Raw genomic sequence first — 22,667 nt, 5'->3', positions numbered from 1 at the left:
AAAATATTTACTTTTCAAAAAAATACAGAGATATTTATTAATTTTGTTTCTTGTTCTTTAGCCTAGAAAAACATTCTGGTGTATAAACCATATAAATCAAAATTTCAGAATGAAGTTATCTGAATTTAAATTTACTCTTCCGGATAAATTAATTGCTCAATACCCTACGGAAAACAGGGACGAATCCAGACTTATGGTCATCCATAAAGATACTGGTAAGATAGAGCACAAAGTATTTAGAGACATTGTAGACTATTATGACGAAGGAGATGTGTTTGTAGTCAATGACACAAAAGTATTTCCAGCTCGTCTATACGGTAACAAGGAAAAAACAGGAGCCAAGATTGAGGTATTCTTGTTAAGAGAATTGAACCGAGAGTCACACTTGTGGGACGTATTGGTAGATCCTGCCCGAAAAATTCGTGTGGGTAACAAGCTTTATTTTGGCGATGGCAACTTAGTCGCTGAAGTCATTGACAATACTACGTCAAGAGGTCGTACTATCCGTTTCTTATTTGATGGGGATGATGCAGAGTTCTACAAAACCATTGATGAGCTAGGAGAAACTCCTCTACCAAAAGATCTTAACAGAGATGCTGAAGATTCCGATAGGGAGCGTTTCCAAACTATCTTTGCCGACAAAAAGGGTGCTGTAGCTGCTCCTACAGCAGGGTTACACTTTACGCCTCAGATCGCTAAGCGATTAGAGATTAAGGGTATTGATATTTCTCCAGTAACCTTACATGTTGGATTGGGTACTTTCAGAGAAGTTGACGTAGAAGATCTGACAAAGCACAAGATGGACTCCGAAAACTTTCAGGTTCCTCAACCTACTGTAGATATTGTCAATCGTGTTTTGAGTGAGAAAAAGAATGTATGTGCTGTAGGTACCACTGTGATGAGAGCGTTGGAAACCTCTGTATCAGCCTCTAACCTACTCAAAGCAAATGAGGGATGGACAGACAAGTTCATTTTCCCTCCATATGACTTTAAGATCTGTCGTTCATTGATCACCAATTTCCATAAGCCACAATCTACGCTAATGATGATGGCTGCTGCCTTTGGTGGTTATGAGCTAGTAATGCAAGCTTATGAAGAAGCTGTAAAAGAAGAATACCGTTTCCTTACTTACGGAGATGCGATGTTGATTATCTAGTATCGTATCAGCAAACCGTTTGGTTATTGGTTATCGCTTATTGCTTATCGTTCATTATTTATAAACGGTAACCAATAAACGATAACCTTTTTTTATTCATCTCCCAGTAGAGATTCCTGATCAAAAGTTACCGGCAAAAGGCTTCGAATACTATCTACCACCAAAAATCCATGGTTTTCGGTCTCCATAATCATAGCAATGGCTTGTTCTTGCTTATGTTCATACTCTAATAATGCCTGTCGACAAGCGCCACAAGGTGAAATAGCAACAAACTCATGTTTTTGTTGATTATTTGCTACCACGGCAATTGCCTTAATTTTCTGTCCTGGACGATTTCCTCCTATCCAATACATCGCACTTCTTTCCGCACACATCCCTGAGGGATAGGCTGCATTTTCCTGATTATTTCCCAAGATAATTTCTCCTGTCTCCAACTGCACTGCAGCTCCTACATAAAAAGAAGAATAGGGAGCATAGGCATTTCGAGAAGCTTCTCTTGCCTTAATGACCAATTGCTGATAATCTTTTGGCAACTCCTCCAAAGAAGTATATCTCTCTAGCTGTATGGTATAATTAATTTTCTCTGGCATAAGACTTTAATTCAAGTATTCGTTTTAGGTCTTTATAAACATATCAATTATTTTTTTTATTATGCCTTGACCATAATTACCAAAAATACATCTTACGAACGTTTTTAAACAGAACATTCATTTTAACCAATATAATTATATCAATTCTTATTTTTCCTGAGTGTTTGTATTACAGTAGACATGCTTCACACTCATTTTGAAAAGTGGGATTCTAATTATAATTACGAACAACCATCAACAACATGAAAAATATCACGATCCTTGGTGCTGGTAGGTCAGCATCCTCCTTGATCAATTATTTAATAGAACGTGCCCCAAAAAATGGGTGGCATATTACAGTGGGGGAGTACAATCTGGAGCTAGCCAAAGAAAAAACAAAGGGGCTTGATTGCGCTTCAGCCATCTTCTTTGATGTTCATGACGAAAAGCAAAGACAGCAAGTAGTTCAAAAGGCAGATATCATTATCTCCATGCTTCCTGCTTACATGCATACCATGATTGCCCGAGAATGTGTACAATACGGCAAACATATGCTTACAGCTTCTTATGTTTCCAAAGAAATGGAAGAACTGCATGAAGAGGCTCAGAAAAAAGGCGTATTACTACTCAATGAAATCGGACTGGACCCAGGCATTGACCATATGTCTGCCATGAAAATGATTGAGCAGGCAAAAAGTAATGGGTATGAGCTGGAAGCCTTTGAATCCTTTACTGGAGGATTACTCGCTCCTGAAAGCGAGAATAACCCCTGGAAATACAAGTTCACCTGGAACCCTAGAAACGTTGTCATCGCTGGACATGGAGGTGCTGTAAAATTCCGTCATAACGGAAGATACAAATACATCCCTTACCACAAGTTGTTCCGTCGTACCGAGCTAATCGATATTGAGGGGTATGGTCGTTTTGAAGGCTATGCCAATCGAGATTCTTTGAGCTATGTTGACAAATATGGTCTACAGGGTATTCCAACTATCTATCGAGGGACATTGCGTCGTCCAGGTTTCTGCCGTGCCTGGGATGCTTTTGTACAATTGGGAGCTACAGATGATAGTTACATTATGGAAGGCTCAGAAGACATGACGTACAGAGACTTTATCAACTCCTTCCTTGCTTATAATGCACATGATTCTGTAGAGCTAAAATTAATGTATTACCTGAAGCTGGATCAGGATTCAGATGTTATCGAAAAACTGCATTCACTGAATATATTCAGCAATACCAAAGTCGGTATTAAAAATGCTACTCCCGCACAGATTCTACAGAAAATTCTAGAAGAAAGCTGGACCTTGGATCCTAATGACAAGGATATGATTGTCATGCACCATAAGGTAAAATATAAGAAAGAAGGAGAGCTATACCTTCACACAGCTGATATGGTGATACAAGGAGAGGACGCTATAGAAACGGCTATGTCCAAAACTGTTGGATTACCTATTGCCGTAGCTACAGAACTTCTTTTGGAAGGAAAAATTTCCCTTACTGGTGTTCAAATTCCAGTAAAGAAAGAAATTTATCTTCCGGTACTTGATAAGCTTGAACCTATGGGAGTACGCTTTATCGAAAAGGAAGTAAAATTGGCCTCTGAGTTACCAGTAATGTAAGACTGGTTGATTATTAATGATTATTTCTTCCTGATAAGCTACAAGAGGTCAATAATAAAAGCACAGGAAAATAAGAAAGGTCGTGGTTTTTAAACTACGACCTTCTTACATTAAACCTTTCTTATGATCAAAGACTGATTTCAACATGCTTGCTTATACTGATAAGGGCAATGGCCCTGTACTTGTTTTCGTTCATGGCTTTTGTGAATCCAAAGAAATATGGGATGATTTTAGTATTGCCTTATCCAATACTTATCGTGTTATTTGTGTAGACCTACCAGGATCAGGCCAAAGTGTACTTCCTGATGAAACGAACAGTATTCCTGATTACGCTGACCAATTACAAAAAACTTTACAAAGCCTAAAGATTACTGACTTTATCCTTATCGGACATTCTTTAGGAGGATACATCTCCCTAGCATTTGCAGAAAACTACCCATATATGCTTAGGGGCCTTGTACTTTTTCATTCTACGGCTTATGCCGATTCAGAAGAAAAAAAGAATAACCGAGACAGAGCCTGTCAAATCATTCAGGAACAAGGGTCGAACAAGTTTATACGGAGTATGATCCCGAATCTTTTCTCAGAAGAGTTCAAAAAAACACATGCTAGTAGTATTGAACATTTGATTGCTACGGCCCAAAAAAACAACACCCAGGAAGGACTCATTAGGGCCGCACAAGCCATGAAAAAAAGAAAAGACCGTAGTGAAGTACTTTCTTTAACTGATATTCCCATCCTGTTTATTATAGGTAAAGAAGATAAGGCCGTTCCCTTGGAAGATAGTTTAGCACAATGTCACCTCCCAATGGATAGCCATGTTCATCTTCTTGCAGAAGTAGGGCATATGGGTATGTTGGAGGCTCCTTCTTTAACCCTTAAGAAACTGAAGAACTTTGTATCTTATTGTGAGTAATACTCACATCCTTCAATAAGGCCATCACCATATGTATCTGATGGCCTAAATCTTTTACAGGTAATAACTTTAACTGGTAGGCCTTAATTTCTTCCTTACTTGTAGAAAAGAAGGTTGTTATCTCTATAGCCTCCCCTCCAAAGGCTTCCTCTAACAAGAGCTTCAGATTTTGCTGTGCCTCTTCCTCTACCAATAAATCCGTGAAATTTAGCTGTCTTAAATCTTTACGACTAAAACCAAAGGCACTAACAAACGCTGCATTTGCCCTTTGTACAGCACCTTCCTTATTCAGTTCCAAAATAGGCCATTCTTCTCTGAGCCACTTTAGTTTCTCTTCATCCAATTTTTTCCTTTCGGCATCTTCTGTCGTAAACTGTGCAAACTGAATTACCTTATAGGTTTCTCCCTGACTATTACGAATAGGACTGTATGTACCTTCTACCCAAAGCAACTTTCCTTTTTTATGCGACCTTCTATATTGTCCGGAAATTGACTGCCCTACTTTAAGGCTCTCCCATATCAACTCATATTGTCCTTCCAGATCTTCCTTAGGCACCAAAGTTTTTTCATATTGTTGCAATAACTCTTCTCTCTGATAACCTGTCATGGCCAAGTACATATCATTTACCTCAATAATACGTCCCTCCATGTCTAACTCTACACAAGCAGTGTGCTGACTAATCGCCTCAAGAATACTTTTCTTGAGTACATCTTCCTCCTGTAATTGTAAGTATTGTTGTTGCAGAGTCTCTTTTGTCTTTTTTAATTCCTCTTCGTTATGGAGTAGTTGTGTCTCGTGTTCTTGCAAACGTTCATTCACAAGCATACTCGATTTTAATAGCGTTTCCGTATGTCTATGGGCATAAAGTAAAGTCAGTGTTTTCCCCATCCGCTCAGAGGATTCCTCCAGAAAATACGTCTGATAAGATTCCAAGGCTGTAAACGAAGCTAGCTCTATCACTCCTAAGACCTCTCCCTCACTCATAATAGGACAAATAACCAAACAAGAAGCTGTTGCTTCCCCCATACCTGAAGTAATTTCAATATATCCATCAGGTACATGATTAAACAATAACAAACGTTTTTCCTCTGCTGCCTGTCCTAGCAACCCTTCATCCCACTCCAGTACCTTCTCTATATATTTTTTCTTTCCATAAGCAAAACAACCTTTCAACTCAAAGAATTGCTGCTCCTTATCCTTAAGGTATACTCCCCCTTGGTTACACCCCAATTGTAAAACCATAAATTTCACAAAGTCCAGGCAAACTTCCTCTACACTTTTGGCTTCTGTATTGTTGAGCATTTCCCCTAAGGCAGCCATACCCTCCGCATGCCACTTAGTATGTCGATCATGTTCCTCCAGTTGCTGTAACGCATTGCCTACACTTTGTAGCGTATGTCCTAAAAAATGACTTTTCAGTGTGTCTGATACTTGTAACGTAAATTCTCCTTTACCTAAACTAGCAATATGTCTATCGACTTCTGAAAGTAGCCCTTCCAATGCTAACGTTCCCTCTTCAATCTGTTGCAGATTTTCTTTAACATCCATCGCTTCCAGTGAAATGCCATCTTCATGAGTCATCGCCATCAACCCTCCTCTCAATTCACTAATTTTTTCAATCAATTGCCCATATAATTGGCGGTAAAGATAGAATAGCAAAAATGTCGTTAGTAAAAACATCAGTCCATTCAGAATCAGATACTGCTGGGCCTTCCCGTCAATATATTGATCCAAACGATTCTTGAGTACTTTGTTCATACTCAAAACTCCACTTATTTTTTGATCTACTATATCAGAAAACTTTCCAATACTAACATCAATAGCTCCTTCCTCATTGGACCACTTTGATTCCTTTAGCCAATAATCACTTAACTCTTGATACACGTCCCCATACAATGTAGAATACCGCTGTAAGGCAGTATTTAGTTCTTCATTCATAAATGGAACAATTTGTACCTTCTGTCTACCTGATAGCAGTATCCCTCCTTGTTGAAATAGCTGAAGTTCATAGTTAAGATGATCTGCCTCTTGTTTGACTTTCAGCAATAAACTCCGCTCTTTGGTTCGTTCGTATTCTTTCAGATAAATCGGTAAGACTGATAGTTGATATTCTTGCTGAATAACCTGCTCAATAATAAAACGTTCCTGACGGTGTTCCAGCTTCACGAAGGTAATCACTCCCATAAGAGCCATCACTCCTATAAGTACCAAGGATGCTACAAACCGAAACTCTAATGATAATTTCATGAAAGTGAATGCAATAGGGTTATGAATTTCTACTCCCTCCTCAAAAGGTATACGAAGGGGAGACTGGTTTTCTGGGTTATTAATATTGTTTACCTATAAAACTACTTCTTCTACCTTTATATTGTAGGCTGTGACTTTATCCTACCACCAAAAATGTAATCTCCATAAATACATTACCTAAAAGTCTTGTGGTATTGGATGGTAGATACATTCTCATTAACCTTTGTATGGTAATAAATATTAACGAATACTCTTAAGATAAAACTTTAAGGAAAAGTTTTCTTTAAAATTTCCCATTTACTTCAACAAACTGAATCATGAAAGGTACTTTTCACCCTCCAGACTTCCCTTATAGTCTCCTAGGTTAATACTGTCGCAGTCTATGGAAAAAGAATCAGGTTTACGGGTTACTATTAAACGATAACCAATAAACCAAAATTGATGTGACAATACTGACTCGCCCTTTGTTACCACCCAACATTACTATAGCCACTTACTAAGTATCTACTAACCCATAAAACAATGCATCCTTTAGCGTAAGGACGCATTGCACTTAACCTACTATGAGAATGAACTTCTCTTTATATTCACCGGAATATACTTCCTATATCGTATTTGCAGTATTAATTGCTATTATCGTCGCTCTATATCTCAATATAAGAAAGCCCTCTACAATTTTCTTTTTTGGAGCCTTAGCGCTTATACTTCTAGGAGTTACTACTCCTTCCGAATTCCTGAAGGGCTTCAGTAATCAATCCATTGGTATTGTAATTATCCTAACAGTCATCTCTAGTATTGTCAATAAATCTTTTCCGGTTGATCGCCTGTTTAATACTTTATTCAAGGGGATCAAGAGTTCCAGAGCATTCCTAACTCGCATGACAACTCTTGTAGCTATTTTCTCTTCCTTTTTCAATAATACTCCAGTGGTTGCATTAATGACTCCTTATGTCTACAAATGGTGTAAGGATAATGGCGCACACTCCTCCAAAATGCTAATCCCTTTATCTTATGCCACTATTCTAGGGGGAATGATTACCATGATAGGTACTTCCACCAATTTGATGGTTAATGGATTAATACAAAGTGCCGGACTACCAGGGCTGCAATTTTCAGACTTCTTATACTTGGGCTTAATTGTTACTATTATAGGTGTACTTTACCTCATTACTTTTGCTCAAAAAATACTCCCTAAGAAAAATGAAAATTTCAATGACGCACGCAATATTGCTCCAGAGTACTGGGTAGAAACTGAGGTAATAGGGGACTCTCCCTTAGTAGGAAAAACAGTAAAAGATTCTGGGCTTCAGGAGTACAGCAAAGAAGGTGCTTACCTTATTGAGCTTCATAGAGCAGGAGAAGTTATTACTCCCGTCACAGAACAGGTTATACTAGAAGCCCATGATCACCTATATTTTATGGGACAAAGAGAAAAAATCATCACTATTATAGATTCCGGCATCGGGCTTATTCTCCCCAAGCATAAGGATGATAAAAGAGTCGTAGAAGCTATTATCCCCGCCCATTCACCTTTGATTGATTGTAAAAATACAGACATTGACTTGCCAAAAAAATACGATGCAGAACTACTCGCAGTCCAGAGAGATGGTAAAAAAGTACAGAACAACCTAAAGGACGTTACATTTAAAAGCGGTGATATGGTTTTGCTTTCCATCGATGAAACATTCTTGAGAAACAAGTATGCTGATCATGCATTCTATATTGTTTCTGAAGTCGTCCCAGAGTCTGATGCTCCCAATCGGAAACATAAACGCAATTTTATACTTGAAATATTGACCCTCGGAACCATTATAGGCACAGCACTAGGCTTATGGAGTGTTTTTATGGGAGTATTATTAATTTTCGCCCTATTACTTTTCTTTCGATACACCAGTACTGCCGATTCCATTACTCATCTGGATGCAGATCTTTTAGTCCTACTAGTCTCTGCTTTGGCTATTAGTAATGCCTTTACAACAACGGGTGCGGCTAAGATCATCACCAATGTATTTGTTACTTTTCTATACAACTTTGGGACTATAGGAGTACTCACTGGACTATTTATTCTAACGGTTATTCTGACTTCCTTTGTCACCAATATTGCCGCTGTTTCCATTGTTTTTCCCATTGCCTATTCTGCCGCCCTACATCTGCAAATTGACGGAACTCCTTTCTTTGTTGGAATTGCTTTTGCTGCCTCTGCGGCATTCCTCACCCCTGTAAGCTATCAAACCAACTGGATGGTCTATAGTCTTGGACAGTATACTCCCAAAGACTACTTCTTTACTGGCCTTCCACTAACCATCCTCTATACTGCTGTATGTATCGCTTTTATTAGCCTTCGATATCAACTTTAATTAACATTGTTAATTTTTTTATCCTTTTATGATGAAAAAATAAAAATTTATTATTTATTTCAGAACGTAATTCGTTTACGTTCTCAGTATATACTTTTGTAATAAGAAATAATTAAAGTTATTAACACAAGGACCTATATATTACCCTGAGAGCTGGTAACTATACGGTCTATATGCATTCAGAGATCTATTTTCACTTTTAAGAAATCTATATACGATGGCATCAGATAAAGAACAACAAGAGAAGCTTAAAGCCTTAGAACTTACTATTGCCAAATTGGATAAAACCTATGGTAAGGGAGCAGTAATGAAAATGACTGACGACAATGTAGTCGATGTTCCAGCGGTATCTACCGGATCATTAGGATTGGACATTGCGTTGGGTATTGGAGGTTTACCAAAAGGTAGAATTGTAGAAATCTACGGACCTGAATCTTCTGGTAAGACGACTTTAGCATTACACACTATTGCTGAAGCCCAAAAACAAGGAGGAATGGCTGCTTTTGTAGATGCGGAACACGCATTTGACAAAATTTATGCGGAGAAGCTAGGGATCGATATGGATCGCCTATTAATCGCACAACCAGACCACGGTGAGCAAGCTTTGGAAATTGCTGAGCATTTGATCCGTTCTGGTGCTATTGATGTATTAATTGTTGACTCCGTGGCTGCTTTGGTTCCAAAAGCGGAATTGGAAGGCGAAATGGGAGACAGCAAGATGGGCTTACAAGCAAGACTAATGTCTCAAGCCTTAAGAAAAATTACGGGTGCAGTAAGTAAAACCAACTGTTGCTGTATCTTCATTAACCAATTGAGAGATAAGATTGGGGTCATGTTCGGTAACCCTGAGACTACGACTGGTGGTAATGCACTAAAATACTACTCATCTGTCCGTTTGGATATCCGAAGAATTGGTGCGATCAAAGAATCAGCAGACAACATTACAGGTAACCGTACAAGAGTCAAAGTACAGAAAAACAAAGTGGCACCTCCATTCAAGCAAGTGGAATTTGACATTCTATATGGAGAAGGTATTTCAAGAGCTGGAGAAGTACTCGATATGTCTGTAGACCTAGAGATCGTTAAAAAAGCCGGATCATGGTTCTCATACAAAGGTACCAAGCTGGGTCAAGGTCGTGAAACGGTCAAAGATATGATCAAGGACAATCCAGAACTTATGGAAGAACTTGAAGCACAGGTAAGAGCACATTATGAAGGTACTGCACTACCTGCTGAAGAAGAAGTAAAAGAAGAAAGCAAGAAACCTCAAGCAGAAAAAGAGGGATAAGTCAAGCTTAAAACTTTTAAATCGCAAGATGAGTCATCCCATATTAACATCTAAGGGGTGACTCATTTTTTTGTTTAAAAAGTGCCTTTATATATCTAAAAATGGCCTTGAAGAATTGCCGTTAAAATTTTTAATCGTAAAAGCGTCAAGAAAATTCCATTGTTTGAGCGCAGCGAGTTTGGAATTTTTAGCTTTTGTGATTAGAAATTAGGCAAATTCTTCAAAGCCTTGATTTTTTTGCTTCGTTTTTTCATCAAGGAAAAAATGAAGAAGCTCATAAAGGGCTTTTGAGATAGCTGTACAGGGATGAATTCTCAGAAAGCTAAGCCATTTGTTAATATGGGATGATTCATGTTTTATTAGTTCTGCAAGTTAGAAGATTCTAACTCTATATCTACTTGTATGGTAGAGGCTACCGCTTTATCCGCCGTACTGATATCTAACTTTTTCTGTAAGTGTCCTTTTTTCTCTACCAATACTGTATACTTTGTCCCCCTCTTAAGATTTACCTCATAATTACCATCCTGATCTGTCGTCATCTTTTGCTTTTCATCATTATTCAAGTTCAGAATAGTCAATGAAGCCTCTTGTATAGGTCCCGCTACACCTTTTACCACTCCTTTGAGGGTAATATTGTAACTATTATGAACAATCTCCAAACGTTGCCACACGGCCTCATCTGAAGAAACTCCCACCGTAGAGATCTTCACAGGTTTTACCCGTTTGAATCCCATCATGACAGCGTGTAAATAATAAATTCGATCATTCTGTATCTCAAACTCAAAATGACCTGTACGATCCGTAATTGTACGTCTTTTATCATCATAAAGAGAGTCTGTCAGGATCACTGTTACCCCTCGAACCAATAAATCTCTCCCTTCTATTGCTACAGCACCTTTCAGCTTCAGCTTCTTCTCTGCTAGCAATGGTGCCTCTGTATCGGTTAATACCCTGCTCTGAGGGATCTTTTTCACCTTTAGTTGGTATAAATCGTTACCACCTTTCCCTCCCTTTCGGTTAGAAGTAAAATATCCTTCTCTTTTGACACTATTTAAAATTAAAGAGAAATCATCTTCAGAAGAATTTATAGGGCGTCCAAGATTTACAGGTTGCTGAGTATACACTCCTGCCATATCAGGTCTTGCCTCAAAGATATCCAATCCACCTAATCCTGGATGACCATCCGAAGCAAAGTAAAGTGTACCATCCTCATGTACATAAGGAGCTATCTCATCTTTCTCTGTATTAATTACTGGGCCCAAGTTTTTAGGGTAGGTCCACTGTCCTTTATGAAAGTACGAAACATAAATATCTGTTCCTCCATAACCTTCTTTCATATCAGACACAAAATATAACGTATTACCATCCTCTGAAATGCTAGGGTGTGAAATAGAGAAGTCTCCCGTATTGAATGGAAGCTCATCGTCTACCGACCAATGATGCTCACTCGTTGCATCGACCCTCAGTAATTTATGCATTTGCATTTCATCAAAAGGATTATCTCGCTCGCAAACAGCTACTATCAATTGCCTTTTCCCAGGAATAGCCGTTACTGCTTCATGATGACATTCTCCCAGTAGAGAAGTAGAATCCACCAATACCGGACGAGTAATTTCATTTCGGAACATATCATTCTTAGGGGAATAAAAGAAATTGAAATACCCTTCTCTATGCTTTTTGTGTACTTCCTTATTTTTGGAATATTGATCTGATGTAAACAATATACCTCGTTTGTAAAACGATGGAAGTGCTTCCGAATGCTCTGTATTTACGGCTAAAGGAGTCACTTGATAGCGTTCCTCCTGAGAGGTTACCTCCTCCAGTTCCACACTCCTTTTGGTATAATGATTCTTTCGAATATACCAATGGCTATCCGTATCTCTTATCGTATGAAGATCATAGATCTTGGAAAGATTTTTACTGTGTTTATTTTTAGATAGAATATAAGTCAACTTAAGTGTCGAAGTCCAGAACCCATCATAAGTACCTGTATCACCTCTTTTATCAAAAGGCTCAAAATAGACATCATTCACAACCCTTTCCTCATTAGTCAGACCTGCCAACAACTCAGTTGATCGATTCGCCATTTTATTACCTAGATCACGCCCCGGAAAATCCGCCGGATCGCGATAATAACCACTGACGTCATCCAGATAATCTGTAGAACTCAAATTAAGTCCTATTTCCAGTGCCAACCCCATACGCTGATTCAGCTTGGCTTCAAAACCAACTCCCAAAGGCGCTGAGAATGCAAACTTATTATAATTAAACCCTTCCGTTTGTAACTGTCTCAATGAAACCCATATACGGTCATATTCCTCAGGTGCTTTTGCATAAGGGGAATGAAGGAAGGCAGATGCTCCTGCAAAAAGATACGGAGCTACTGTTGGTCGATCGATATAATGTCCCCTATGAGGAAGAATATCAAATCGTCCTTTCACAGACAGTCCCCATAAATCATTTCGGAAATGCAGATTTCTATTGTAATTATGCGAATTGACAGGGTTACTACTAAAATCATCTCCCCATAGTCTTATCCAGTGTGCTCCTGCACTTAAATGTATCCTTCTACTTCTTCTAGAGCCTATCCCCAACCCTATTACCTGTCCAGGCAAAAAAGGGTTTAGCCCCATAGGTCCCACCTTACTCGAAAGATCTCCATAATAAAACGATGTGCCGGCCTGTACTTCTACATTATAATAATGGTCAGATATAATTCTAGGTTTATAATAAGGGATATCCTTGTTTGTCCCAGAATGATCTTGCCCGTAAGCCGTCAAAGAAAGCAGAAAGCTTACAGCAAAAAGTACAGGAAGTAATCGTAGCTCCTTACCTGTTAGCATGACGAATATAAGTCAACAATATTGATTAGTCCCGTTTTTGGATAAAGTTAAAAACAGGCTTTTATAATTTTAGATTCACTTCTCAAGTAGCATGAAAGCATCAAAAAAGTCTGTAAAGTTACCGAAATCACTTTGTTTGACCTACTCATTCTACAGACTAGCTATTAGTCTATTTTGAAAACGATCCCTTTACCGAAATTATTATAAAAGCCCAAGAGGTTCTTTCTTTAATCTAAAACCTCTTCAGTATTCATTGCAGAAGCCAATAGTTTAATCTTTTCAGATTCTAACACTTCTACGTGAGATGTTTTTGAAGAAAGCGTATTTACAGCAAAAAACATGGCCTGGGCTACTTGTTCTACCCTAATCCCTTTGAAGCGATCAGGAAGCATAAACCCTAAGATACCAACAAGAAATTTACCCAAGTCTTCTCCTAAGCGAACTTCTTCTCGATCTCCCAATAGTAATGATGGCCTTAGTATCACTAACCTATCAAATTTTATACCTTTTAGCATATCTTCCATCATTCCTTTGACCCTATTGTAGTAAAAAACTGAATTTTTTTTCGCCATTGATGCAGATACTACTGAAAAAGTTCTCACTTGGTGCCTTTGGGCTACTTCAGCAAAGTATTGGACATATGTAAAGTCCACTTTATAAAAGGCTTCTTTATGCTTTGCCTTCTTCATCGTAGTACCTAAACAACAAAATGCATCATCAATAGAGTAATCAAAAGAAACGGTATCCAATCGATCAAAGCTCGTTACGACCTCATGCAACTTAGGGTGCTTAACATCAGACATTCTGCGTCCAATAGCGATCACTTTCTCATAGCGATCATCCTCCAATAATAACGATAGTAGTTGCTTTCCAACCAAACCGGTTGCCCCTATGATCAGCGCCTTCTTTTGCCTTGGTTCTCTCATTTTGATCTAAATTAAACTCTGATTTTATTTAGCCATATGTTGGCATCTGTTATAACATGATACCTCAGTACACTCATCTTTGTATACAAAGAGATGTAATGTCATTCTCGTAAGCTAAAATAGTTCTTTGTCTAAGATTATTTAATGATACCTATCATTTCTGCCGTATACACACTATATACCGCTTATCGGCTATTGTTTACCCTTTAAAACATTATAAGCGATAAACAATAGCCTATAAATAACTACGTTTCTCAAGACTGTAACTCCTGCAAAGTTTTATAAACTCCTCCTTTTGCTATCAGTGAGTCGTGTGTACCTTGCTCTACCACTCGACCTTCTTTAATCACAATAATGAGATCAGCATTTTGAATTGTACTTAAGCGGTGAGCAATCACCAATGCTGTTCTATCTTTCATCAAATTGGTGATCGCATCTTGTACTAGTTTCTCAGAAACCGTATCCAAAGCAGACGTTGCTTCATCCAAAATCAAAATAGATGGATTCTTAAAAACAGCCCTTGCAATACTTAAACGCTGTCTTTGTCCTCCAGAAAGCTTGGCTCCTCTTTCTCCAATCATAGTATCATACCCATCTTCCATGTTCATAATGAAATTATGAGCATTGGCAATCTTTGCAGCCTGAATCACTTCTTCTCGACTAGCATCCGGCTGGCCAAAGGCAATATTATTGAAAACCGTATCATGGAATAATATAGATTCCTGAGTAACTATTCCCATATAATCTCTCAAAGAATCAATGGTGTATTCTTTAAGGTCCTTACCATCAATTAAAATTTGTCCACCGGAAGGATCATAAAAGCGAGGAATCAAATCGGCAATAGTAGATTTTCCACCTCCTGAAGGCCCGACCAAAGCAACTGTTTTTCCCTTCTCTAAACGGAATGAAATATCATGCAACACCTGCTTATCTCCATAAGCAAAAGATACTTTGTCAAACGTTATTGCCTCGTCAAAAGACTTCAATGGTAAACTCTTGCTTTGATCTTGTATACTTGGCTCTAAATCCAATACCTCCAAAATACGTTCTCCTGCAACTAGACCTCTTTGCACATTTCCAATAGCATTGGAGATCGCTTTCGCTGGATTAAGTACTTGAGTAAAGAAAGCAATATAAGTGATAAATTCACTGGCTGTTAAAGGAGCTTCTTCTCCTTTGTCCAATACCAATGATCCTCCATAAAACAAAATAATCCCTACGAATACCATTCCCATGACTTCTGAGTAAGGGGAGGCTAATTCCTTTCGATTAGCCATCTTTCGAAATGACTTTACATACTCTTGATTCTCAAAATCGAACTTACTTTTCACATAACGCTCAGAACCAAATGCTTTAATCACCCTCATTCCTCCCAAGGTCTCGTCCAGCACACTTAATAAAGAAGCTGAAAACTGTTGTGCATTCTTAGAGTGTTTCTTTAATTTCTTAGCGATATAAGAAATCACACCTCCAGAAATCGGAATAATCAAAAAGGTGAAAATGGTCAACTCAAATGATAAAGTGAAAAGATAGGCAAAAAATACAATTAGGGTAATTGGTTCCTTTACAAAAGTAGTGATAGATTGTGTAATGGATGCCTCTACCGCAAAAACATCATTGGTTGCCCTTGACATCAAATCACCTTTGTGCTGGTTTGTAAAGTATCCAATATGCAATGATGTAATTTTATCAAATAAAGCTGCCCTAATTCTTGCAACCGTCGTTGCTTTCAATCCTTCTGACATTCTTCTGCTGACATAACGAAAGATGTTCGCAAATAGAGAGGCTGTAATCGTCACTCCACAGACAATAGCTAAAACAGTCATCTTACCAGACTCTTCTATAATTCTGGCAAATTCCTGATAAAAATATCCCTTGATAAATTCTTTAGATAATGTAAAATCGTCCCAATACAACTGTCCCTCAGGTGCTTGTTCTGGAATCTCATTGAAAAGTACATCCATCAAAGGTGTTAGCATGGCAAAGTTTACCAAGCTAAAAACAGTATATAGGATCGTTAAAATAAAATAGGGTACTAAAAAAGGAGTAATTGGCTTTGCAAACTCCAGTAATCGAAAATAAGTCTTCATCTTTTTTCGCTCAATACATCTATATTCCTCTCACTTTCCAAATGCAAGAAAGTGCTCCTTAATAAATTAAAGCGACAAATTACATTATATTTACTAACATTCGCCCACTGTCATTCTAAATAAATCCTACTTAAAGTAAGTATCCTTCTCTTTTACCTTATTCTCATTGATGTAAAAGATTATTTTATCTCTTTACCAGCATTCCTTTAAGGTCATTGTTCTAGTGATAGAATATCACTAAATAACTATATATTTGTATGAAGAGGCTAATTGTCTGCTAGAATACCTGAAATGAACGAAGTAATGCAAGAAGAGCAAATAAGTGTCTACGGTGCCCGAGAGCACAACCTTAAAAATATTGATATCAGTTTTCCCCGTAATCAACTGATTGTAATTACTGGAATCAGTGGAAGTGGTAAGTCTTCCCTTGCATTTGATACCATCTACGCTGAAGGACAAAGAAGGTATATGGAGAGTTTTTCTGCCTATGCTCGCTCCTTTATTGGCAATATGGAAAGACCCGATGTCGATAAAATTGAAGGATTGAGTCCTGTCATCTCTATCGAGCAAAAAACTACCTCTAGAAACCCTCGCTCTACGGTAGGAACCACTACAGAAATCTATGACTTTCTTCGTCTACTCTATGCTAGGGCCGGAGAGGCTTTTTCTTATGTTACAGGAGAGAAAATGGTCAAGCAAACCGAAGACCAGATTCTTGAAATAATCATGCAGAAGTATGCCAATCAGAAGCTTATCCTTCTAGCTCCTGTTGTTAAAGGTAGAAAAGGACACTATCGAGAGCTATTTGTTCAGATCAGAAAACAAGGCTTCGGAAAAGTAAGGGTCGATGGAGAACTAATGGAACTGGTTCCCAAGATGCAGGTAGACCGCTATAAAACACACGATATTGAAATTGTCATCGATAGAGTTATAGTGAGTGAAGAAGACCGTTTTAGGATAGGACAATCCGTAAAAACAGCACTAAAACACGGGGAAGGTGTCATGATGGTATCCGAACCTGAGAAAAATACAGTGCAACACTTCTCCAAATTCCTCATGGACCCGGTCTCTGGAATATCCTATGATGAACCTGCTCCTAACATGTTTTCTTTTAACTCCCCTTATGGTGCTTGCCCAACCTGTAATGGTTTAGGACAAATAGAAGAAATCACAAGAGAGTCAGTGATTCCCGACCCAAATCTAAGTATTAGTAGGGGTGGATTAGCTCCACTAGGAGAGTTCCGTGACATTTGGATTTTCAAAAAAATAGAGAGCTTCCTTAAAAAGGAAAATTTGAGTATCTCTACCCCTATCAAAGACCTTCCTGAGCAAATTGTGGAAACCATTCTATATGGTAGTGATGAGGAAGTAGAGGTAGCTTCAGTAAAACATCCAGGTACCTTATGGCATACAAAATTTGAAGGGGTGATTAACTTCCTCACTAGGCACCTTAACGAAAGCTCCGATAAAGTAAAGGAATGGGCTGCCGAGTTTACATTAATACAAGAATGTCCTGAGTGTAAAGGAGGTCGTCTCAAGAAAGAATCACTACACTTTAAGATAGATGAAAAAAATATTGCAGAGTTAGCAGAAATGGATATTACCTCTTTAGGTACTTGGTTTAATGGATTGGAAGAACGCTTAAGCGAACGCCAGAACACCATCGCCAGTGAAGTACTAAAAGAGCTAAGAAAACGTATAGGATTTCTATTAGATGTAGGTCTTGGATATCTCACACTCAACAGACCGCTAAAAACCTTATCTGGAGGAGAAGCACAACGTATACGTTTAGCAACACAGATCGGAACACAACTCGTAGGGGTACTTTATATCCTTGATGAACCTAGTATAGGTCTCCATCAGAGAGATAATGTAAAACTCATTAATGCCTTAAAGAATCTTAGGGATTTAGGAAACTCCGTTATCGTGGTAGAACACGATAAAGATATGATGCTAGCGTCTGACTACATTCTTGATATTGGTCCAGGTGCTGGTATACATGGAGGAAGAGTAATGGCTGCAGGGCCTCCTGAAAAATTCCTCCAACAAACAGGTACTACTGCCGACTTCTTAAAAGATAAACGTAACATTTCCGTTCCTACAACAAGAAGAAAAGGAAATGGAGAAGTATTACACCTTGAAGGAGCTAAAGGGAATAACCTTAAAAATATCTCCGTAAAGTTCCCTCTAGGCACTTTCATTACTATCACGGGTGTTTCCGGAAGCGGTAAATCTACCCTGATTCACGATACACTGTATCCAATCTTGAATCAACACTTTTATCGCTCTAAAAAGGATCCTAAATCTTATAAAAGCATTAAAGGCTTAGAGCATATTGATAAGGTTATCGAAGTCGATCAGGCCCCCATTGGAAGAACTCCTCGCTCAAACCCTGCGACTTATACAGGTATGTTTACCGATATAAGAAGTATCTTCTCCAACTTACCAGAATCAAAAATCCGGGGGTATAAACCGGGTCGATTCTCCTTTAATGTGAAGGGAGGTCGTTGTGAGGAATGTCAGGGTGGTGGAAAAAAACTCATCGAGATGGACTTCTTACCTGATGTATACGTTGACTGTGAGAAATGTAAAGGAAAAAGATACAATCGAGAAACCTTAGAAGTTCGCTTCAAAGGAAAGTCTATCTCTGATGTTCTAGATATGACCGTAGAGCAAGGCCTTACCTTCTTTGAGAACAACCCTAAAATTCTCAAGAAACTACAAGCACTCAATGATGTAGGTTTAGGTTATATTACATTAGGGCAACACGCTACAACACTTTCTGGAGGTGAAGCCCAGCGTGTAAAATTAGCAACTGAACTAGCAAAAAAGGATACCGGAAAAACATTTTATATTTTAGATGAGCCAACCACCGGTTTACATTTCCAAGATATAGAACATCTTTTGAATGTTGTTCAGAAGCTAGTGAATAAAGGGAATACGGTATTGATCATTGAACATAACCTGGATGTGATCAAGGTATCGGATTACATTATTGACCTTGGTCCTGAAGGAGGTAGTGCCGGAGGAAGTATTGTCTGTCAAGGTACACCCGAAAAAGTAGCCAAGAACAAAGAAAGTTATACGGCTCAGTTCCTCAGGGAAGAACTATAAATCGTAAAAAAATAAGCCTGAAGATATTCAAATCCTCAGGCTTTTTAATGTTTTTGTGCGTCATAAAAGATTGTGCCGTTTAATAAAGGTGGGCAATCATCGTCACATCTCTTACGACTGATACTAATTGCTTGTTTAGGAAATCTCAATTACTTCATCCAGATAATTCTCAAGTCTGTAATCAGATATTCCTAATGATGAATCTTGTACCATTTTCACCCATTTAAAGTACTTCATAAACCATTTCATACGCTTAGAAATCAAGCCATTATTGAAATAGCTATACAAATATGGATGAAGATACAAAGTCACATTTTTTTCATTTTGCATACCTAGAATATATTCTACATCCGTTTCAATTTGATCAGAGATCATAATGGAGGCAGAAATCTTTCCAGTTCCGTTACATGTAGGGCACTTCTCCTGTGTTTTAATATTAAGCTCAGGTCTTACCCTTTGTCTGGTAATTTGCATCAAACCAAACTTACTCAATGGAAGCACAGTATATTTGGAGCGATCTGTTTTCATCTCCTTTTTCATGTGGTCATAGACCGCTTTCCTATGCTCCGCCTTTTTCATATCGATGAAGTCAATCACAATAATCCCTCCCATATCCCTTAGCCTAAGCTGTCGGGCAATTTCAGAAGCGGCTTCTAGGTTGACATTAAAGGCAGTAGTTTCTTGATCTGACTCAGCATTTGATTTATTTCCGCTATTCACGTCAATGACATGAAGAGCTTCCGTATGCTCTATTACCAGATAACCACCACTCGGAAGACTTACGGTCTGTCCAAATAGCGCTTTGAGTTGCTTCTCAATTCCGAAGTGCTCAAAAATTTTGGTTTTACCAGTGTAATGCTTTACTATTTTCTCCTTGTCAGGAGCAATGGTCTTGATGAATGATCTGATCTCTTCATATGATTCTGGATCATCTACGGTAATACTATCAAAAGACTCATTAAGAATATCTCTAAGCATAGAAGTAGCTCTGCTCATTTCACCAATGACTTTTTGTCTTGGTTTAGCATTTTTGAGGTGATTCACCCCTTTTTCCCACTTCGATAATAGATCCCTAAGGTCTCTATCTAGCTCTGCGACATCCTTGCCTTCTGCTACCGTTCGGATAATCACGCCAAAGTTTTCCGGCTTGATAGAAGAAATCAAGCGCATTAAGCGCTTACGCTCTTTTGCATCAGAAATTTTCTTGGAAATATTGATTGAGTTGGAAAATGGTACTAGTACCAAATAACGTCCAGCAATCGATAGTTCACAAGATAGTCTTGGTCCCTTTGTTGAGATAGGCTCCTTTACTACTTGAACCAAAATTCTTTGGTTCTGCTTAAAAACTTCATTAATTCGACCAAGTTTATCAATTTCTGGTTCCATACGGAATGAAGCCAACTTATGACTCACGTGTTTGTGATGTTTTCCTTGTCCGAGTTTAATAAACTTCTGTAAAGAGCGTACTCTAGGTCCCAAGTCAAGATAGTGCAAAAATGCATCCTTATCGTATCCTATGTCAATGAACGCTGCATTCAAGCCTGGAACAACTTTTCTTACTACTCCCAGATAGATATCACCTACCTGAAATTTGTCGTCCTCACTATCATAATGCAGTTCAACAAGACCCTTATCTCTTAGTAAAGCAATACGACCACCATTCTGAGTTGAATTGATGATTAATTCGTTGCTCAACTTGATAAAAGTTTAATTTTTTTTTTAAAACATCCCTATTTAAAGGGCTTGTACCTGATATAGTCAATACCATGACTATAATAAACGTCAGACCTTGACTTAACGCTAAAAGCTAAAGTCAAGGTCCAAAATGTTTTTAAAGACTTAATTACTTCTTCTTGTGTCTGTTTTTTCTAAGTCTTTTCTTTCTCTTGTGAGTAGCGATCTTATGTCTCTTTCTCTTCTTTCCGCAAGGCATATGCTTTACAGTTTAAAGTTCTTAAAATTTATTTTCTTATTTTAGAACGCCTCCTAAAAGGCTATCAGTTCAAAACAAGTCGCAATTTAATGCAATTAATTGACAAATCCGACATAAAGAGATTATTTCGCCTCCAATTCTGTCAAGTATTTATCTACTGTCGCAATAATTTGCGCATCTTGTGCTTTCTCCTTCACAATATTTAATTGCTGGATGGCTTTATCTTTATCTCCTAACTCTTTGTAACATACTGCTAGATAAAATCTACTTTGTATATCCTCTGAGTCAAGATCAACCAATTTCTTAAATCGACCTACTGCCTTATCAAACTGATTCGACTGTAGGGAAAGTGTTCCCAAATTAAAGAGTGCTAACTTATGGTTAGGGTCTTTTTTCAAAACTTCTCTAATCATAAATATTCCCTTCATAGGAGCCTCTGTAGATACATAGGTTACTCCAAGCTTCACCTTAGCATCCAAATCCTCTGGAGACTTTTCCAGGTACTTCTCATATAAGCCTCTGGCTTTGGCCCCCATCTGAGCTACCTTTTCCGTATTAACCGCAAAAGTAAAAGCTTCATAATACAAATCGGCCGCATTCAACAAATAAGGCTGCTTTGTATGAACGGTATAAAAGTCTTCTGCAGCTACTGCTGCACTATCATACCTGTTAATCATTTTCCATTCTGCAATCAGTTTATCTAATAAAGGCAATGCCTCTTGTTCTGTTGCTTGTTGTATATTGGCTTGCAGCTGAGCAATGCGCTCTTTCTTGTCTTCAGGAATTGTTTCTGAATGAGTAGTATTTGCTGTATTCTCAGTTGCAGAAGCTGTAGTAGCTTCCTTCACTTGCTTGTCATTGTTTCGAACTACGGCTCTAGGCATGAACATTAGTCCTGCCACGAATACAACGCCAATCGCGATCAATATATACTGAGACTTAGACATCATAATAGTTATATTTACCTACTCTTTTCGTTTACTGAAAACCTCAGTAGGGTTTATTTACCCTACTGAGACTTGTCTTTGAAATTAGTGATATCAATCTTACTTATTCGCAAGCTTTACTCTATCACTATTTTTAATTTTTTCCACAAATGACTTTGATGGCTTAAAACTAGGAATAAAATGCTCAGGAATCTCAATTGCTCTATTCTTTGAAATATCACGACCAATCTTGCTCGCTCTTTTCTTATTAATAAAACTTCCGAACCCTCTTACATAAATGTTTTCGCCATCGGCCATTTTTGTTTTCACCACTTTAAAAAATGATTCAACTGTTGTTGTCACATCATTTTTATCCAAACCTGTTTGGTTGGAGATCTCCGCTATAATATCCGCTTTTGTCACTGTCCTAAAGTTTTGTTTTTAGACTTAAAAATCTCGTAATCAATCACTTCAAAAGGCTTGCAAATTTATAAGTAAATTTTGTCACTTACAACTATACAACCAGCTTTCGTACAATAAAATTGTAAATATCTTTATATATTAGTTTACATGTTACATATATAAGGAAGACAAAAAAAGCCTTATCCAGCATCCTGTGCTGAATAAGGCTCTATACTTAATTACTAATTGAAAATTAATAATTAATCATTATAAGGAG

14 protein-coding genes are annotated in these 22,667 nt (G+C 38.0%); 6 read left to right on the top strand and 8 right to left on the bottom strand.

Going from position 1 to position 22,667, the window contains the following annotated elements:
• The first annotated feature begins 109 nt into the window (after nt 1–109).
• A complete protein-coding gene (gene queA, locus ABD985_RS16390; protein WP_345373610.1) occupies nt 110–1,156 on the top strand; it encodes a tRNA preQ1(34) S-adenosylmethionine ribosyltransferase-isomerase QueA in 1,047 nt (348 codons plus the stop codon).
• 92 nt (nt 1,157–1,248) lie between these two features.
• Here queA and cdd read toward each other — a convergent pair whose 3' ends face one another.
• Nucleotides 1,249–1,746, bottom strand: a complete 498-nt coding sequence (gene cdd, locus ABD985_RS16385; RefSeq protein ID WP_345373608.1) for a cytidine deaminase — start codon at nt 1,744–1,746, stop codon at nt 1,249–1,251.
• A 242-nt stretch (nt 1,747–1,988) separates the two neighbouring features.
• Here cdd and ABD985_RS16380 point away from each other — a divergent pair, with 242 nt between their 5' ends.
• Both ABD985_RS16380 and ABD985_RS16375 read left to right on the top strand, forming a co-directional pair.
• Nucleotides 1,989–3,347: a saccharopine dehydrogenase C-terminal domain-containing protein gene (locus ABD985_RS16380; protein WP_345373606.1), complete on the top strand. Its 1,359-nt coding sequence runs from the start codon at nt 1,989–1,991 to the stop codon at nt 3,345–3,347.
• Nucleotides 3,348–3,492: 145 nt separating this feature from the next.
• Nucleotides 3,493–4,263, top strand: a complete 771-nt coding sequence (locus ABD985_RS16375) for an alpha/beta fold hydrolase (protein ID WP_345373604.1) — start codon at nt 3,493–3,495, stop codon at nt 4,261–4,263.
• Here ABD985_RS16375 and ABD985_RS16370 read toward each other — a convergent pair.
• Nucleotides 4,226–6,511 (bottom strand): PAS domain S-box protein, encoded by a 2,286-nt coding sequence (locus tag ABD985_RS16370; protein ID WP_345373602.1) that lies wholly within the window; start codon nt 6,509–6,511, stop codon nt 4,226–4,228. The genes ABD985_RS16375 and ABD985_RS16370 overlap by 38 nt on opposite strands.
• Before the next feature lie 569 nt (nt 6,512–7,080).
• Between ABD985_RS16370 and ABD985_RS16365 the strand changes: the two genes are divergently transcribed.
• Nucleotides 7,081–8,868, top strand: coding sequence for an SLC13 family permease (locus ABD985_RS16365; RefSeq protein ID WP_345373600.1), 1,788 nt, complete (start codon nt 7,081–7,083; stop codon nt 8,866–8,868).
• 217 nt (nt 8,869–9,085) lie between these two features.
• Nucleotides 9,086–10,156 carry a recombinase RecA gene (gene recA / locus ABD985_RS16360; protein ID WP_345373598.1) on the top strand — a complete coding sequence of 357 codons (1,071 nt, stop codon included), beginning with the start codon at nt 9,086–9,088 and terminating at the stop codon, nt 10,154–10,156.
• A 359-nt stretch (nt 10,157–10,515) separates the two neighbouring features.
• Here recA and ABD985_RS16355 read toward each other — a convergent pair whose 3' ends face one another.
• The 3 genes from ABD985_RS16355 to ABD985_RS16345 form a co-directional block, all read right to left on the bottom strand.
• Entirely contained in the window at nt 10,516–12,999 is a 2,484-nt protein-coding gene (locus tag ABD985_RS16355; protein ID WP_345373596.1) for a DUF6089 family protein, read from the bottom strand.
• A gap of 227 nt (nt 13,000–13,226) precedes the next feature.
• Complete coding sequence (locus ABD985_RS16350; protein WP_345373594.1) at nt 13,227–13,925, bottom strand: NAD-dependent epimerase/dehydratase family protein; 699 nt, start codon at nt 13,923–13,925, stop codon at nt 13,227–13,229.
• A 254-nt stretch (nt 13,926–14,179) separates the two neighbouring features.
• A complete protein-coding gene (locus tag ABD985_RS16345; protein ID WP_345373592.1) occupies nt 14,180–16,015 on the bottom strand; it encodes an ABC transporter ATP-binding protein in 1,836 nt (611 codons plus the stop codon).
• A 291-nt stretch (nt 16,016–16,306) separates the two neighbouring features.
• On the opposite strand from ABD985_RS16345, the gene uvrA reads away from it, so the two are divergent.
• On the top strand, nt 16,307–19,129 hold the full coding sequence (gene uvrA / locus ABD985_RS16340; protein WP_345373591.1) for an excinuclease ABC subunit UvrA: 2,823 nt from the start codon (nt 16,307–16,309) through the stop codon (nt 19,127–19,129).
• Between the two features lie 135 nt (nt 19,130–19,264).
• On the opposite strand, the gene ABD985_RS16335 is transcribed toward uvrA, so the two are convergent.
• The 3 genes from ABD985_RS16335 to ABD985_RS16325 all read right to left on the bottom strand — a co-directional run bounded on the left by ABD985_RS16335 (nt 19,265) and on the right by ABD985_RS16325 (nt 22,411).
• A complete protein-coding gene (locus tag ABD985_RS16335; RefSeq protein WP_345373590.1) occupies nt 19,265–20,824 on the bottom strand; it encodes an Rne/Rng family ribonuclease in 1,560 nt (519 codons plus the stop codon).
• Nucleotides 20,825–21,184: 360 nt separating this feature from the next.
• Nucleotides 21,185–22,012, bottom strand: coding sequence for a tetratricopeptide repeat protein (locus ABD985_RS16330; RefSeq protein WP_345373589.1), 828 nt, complete (start codon nt 22,010–22,012; stop codon nt 21,185–21,187).
• A 96-nt stretch (nt 22,013–22,108) separates the two neighbouring features.
• Nucleotides 22,109–22,411: an HU family DNA-binding protein gene (locus tag ABD985_RS16325; RefSeq protein ID WP_345373587.1), complete on the bottom strand. Its 303-nt coding sequence runs from the start codon at nt 22,409–22,411 to the stop codon at nt 22,109–22,111.
• Between the last annotated feature and the right edge of the window lie 256 nt (nt 22,412–22,667).

This window comes from Algivirga pacifica (assembly GCF_039543525.1).
GTDB lineage: Bacteria > Bacteroidota > Bacteroidia > Cytophagales > Flammeovirgaceae > Algivirga > Algivirga pacifica.
Note: the sequence above shows the minus strand (reverse complement) of the source record. Positions and strands in the feature narration are given on the sequence as shown.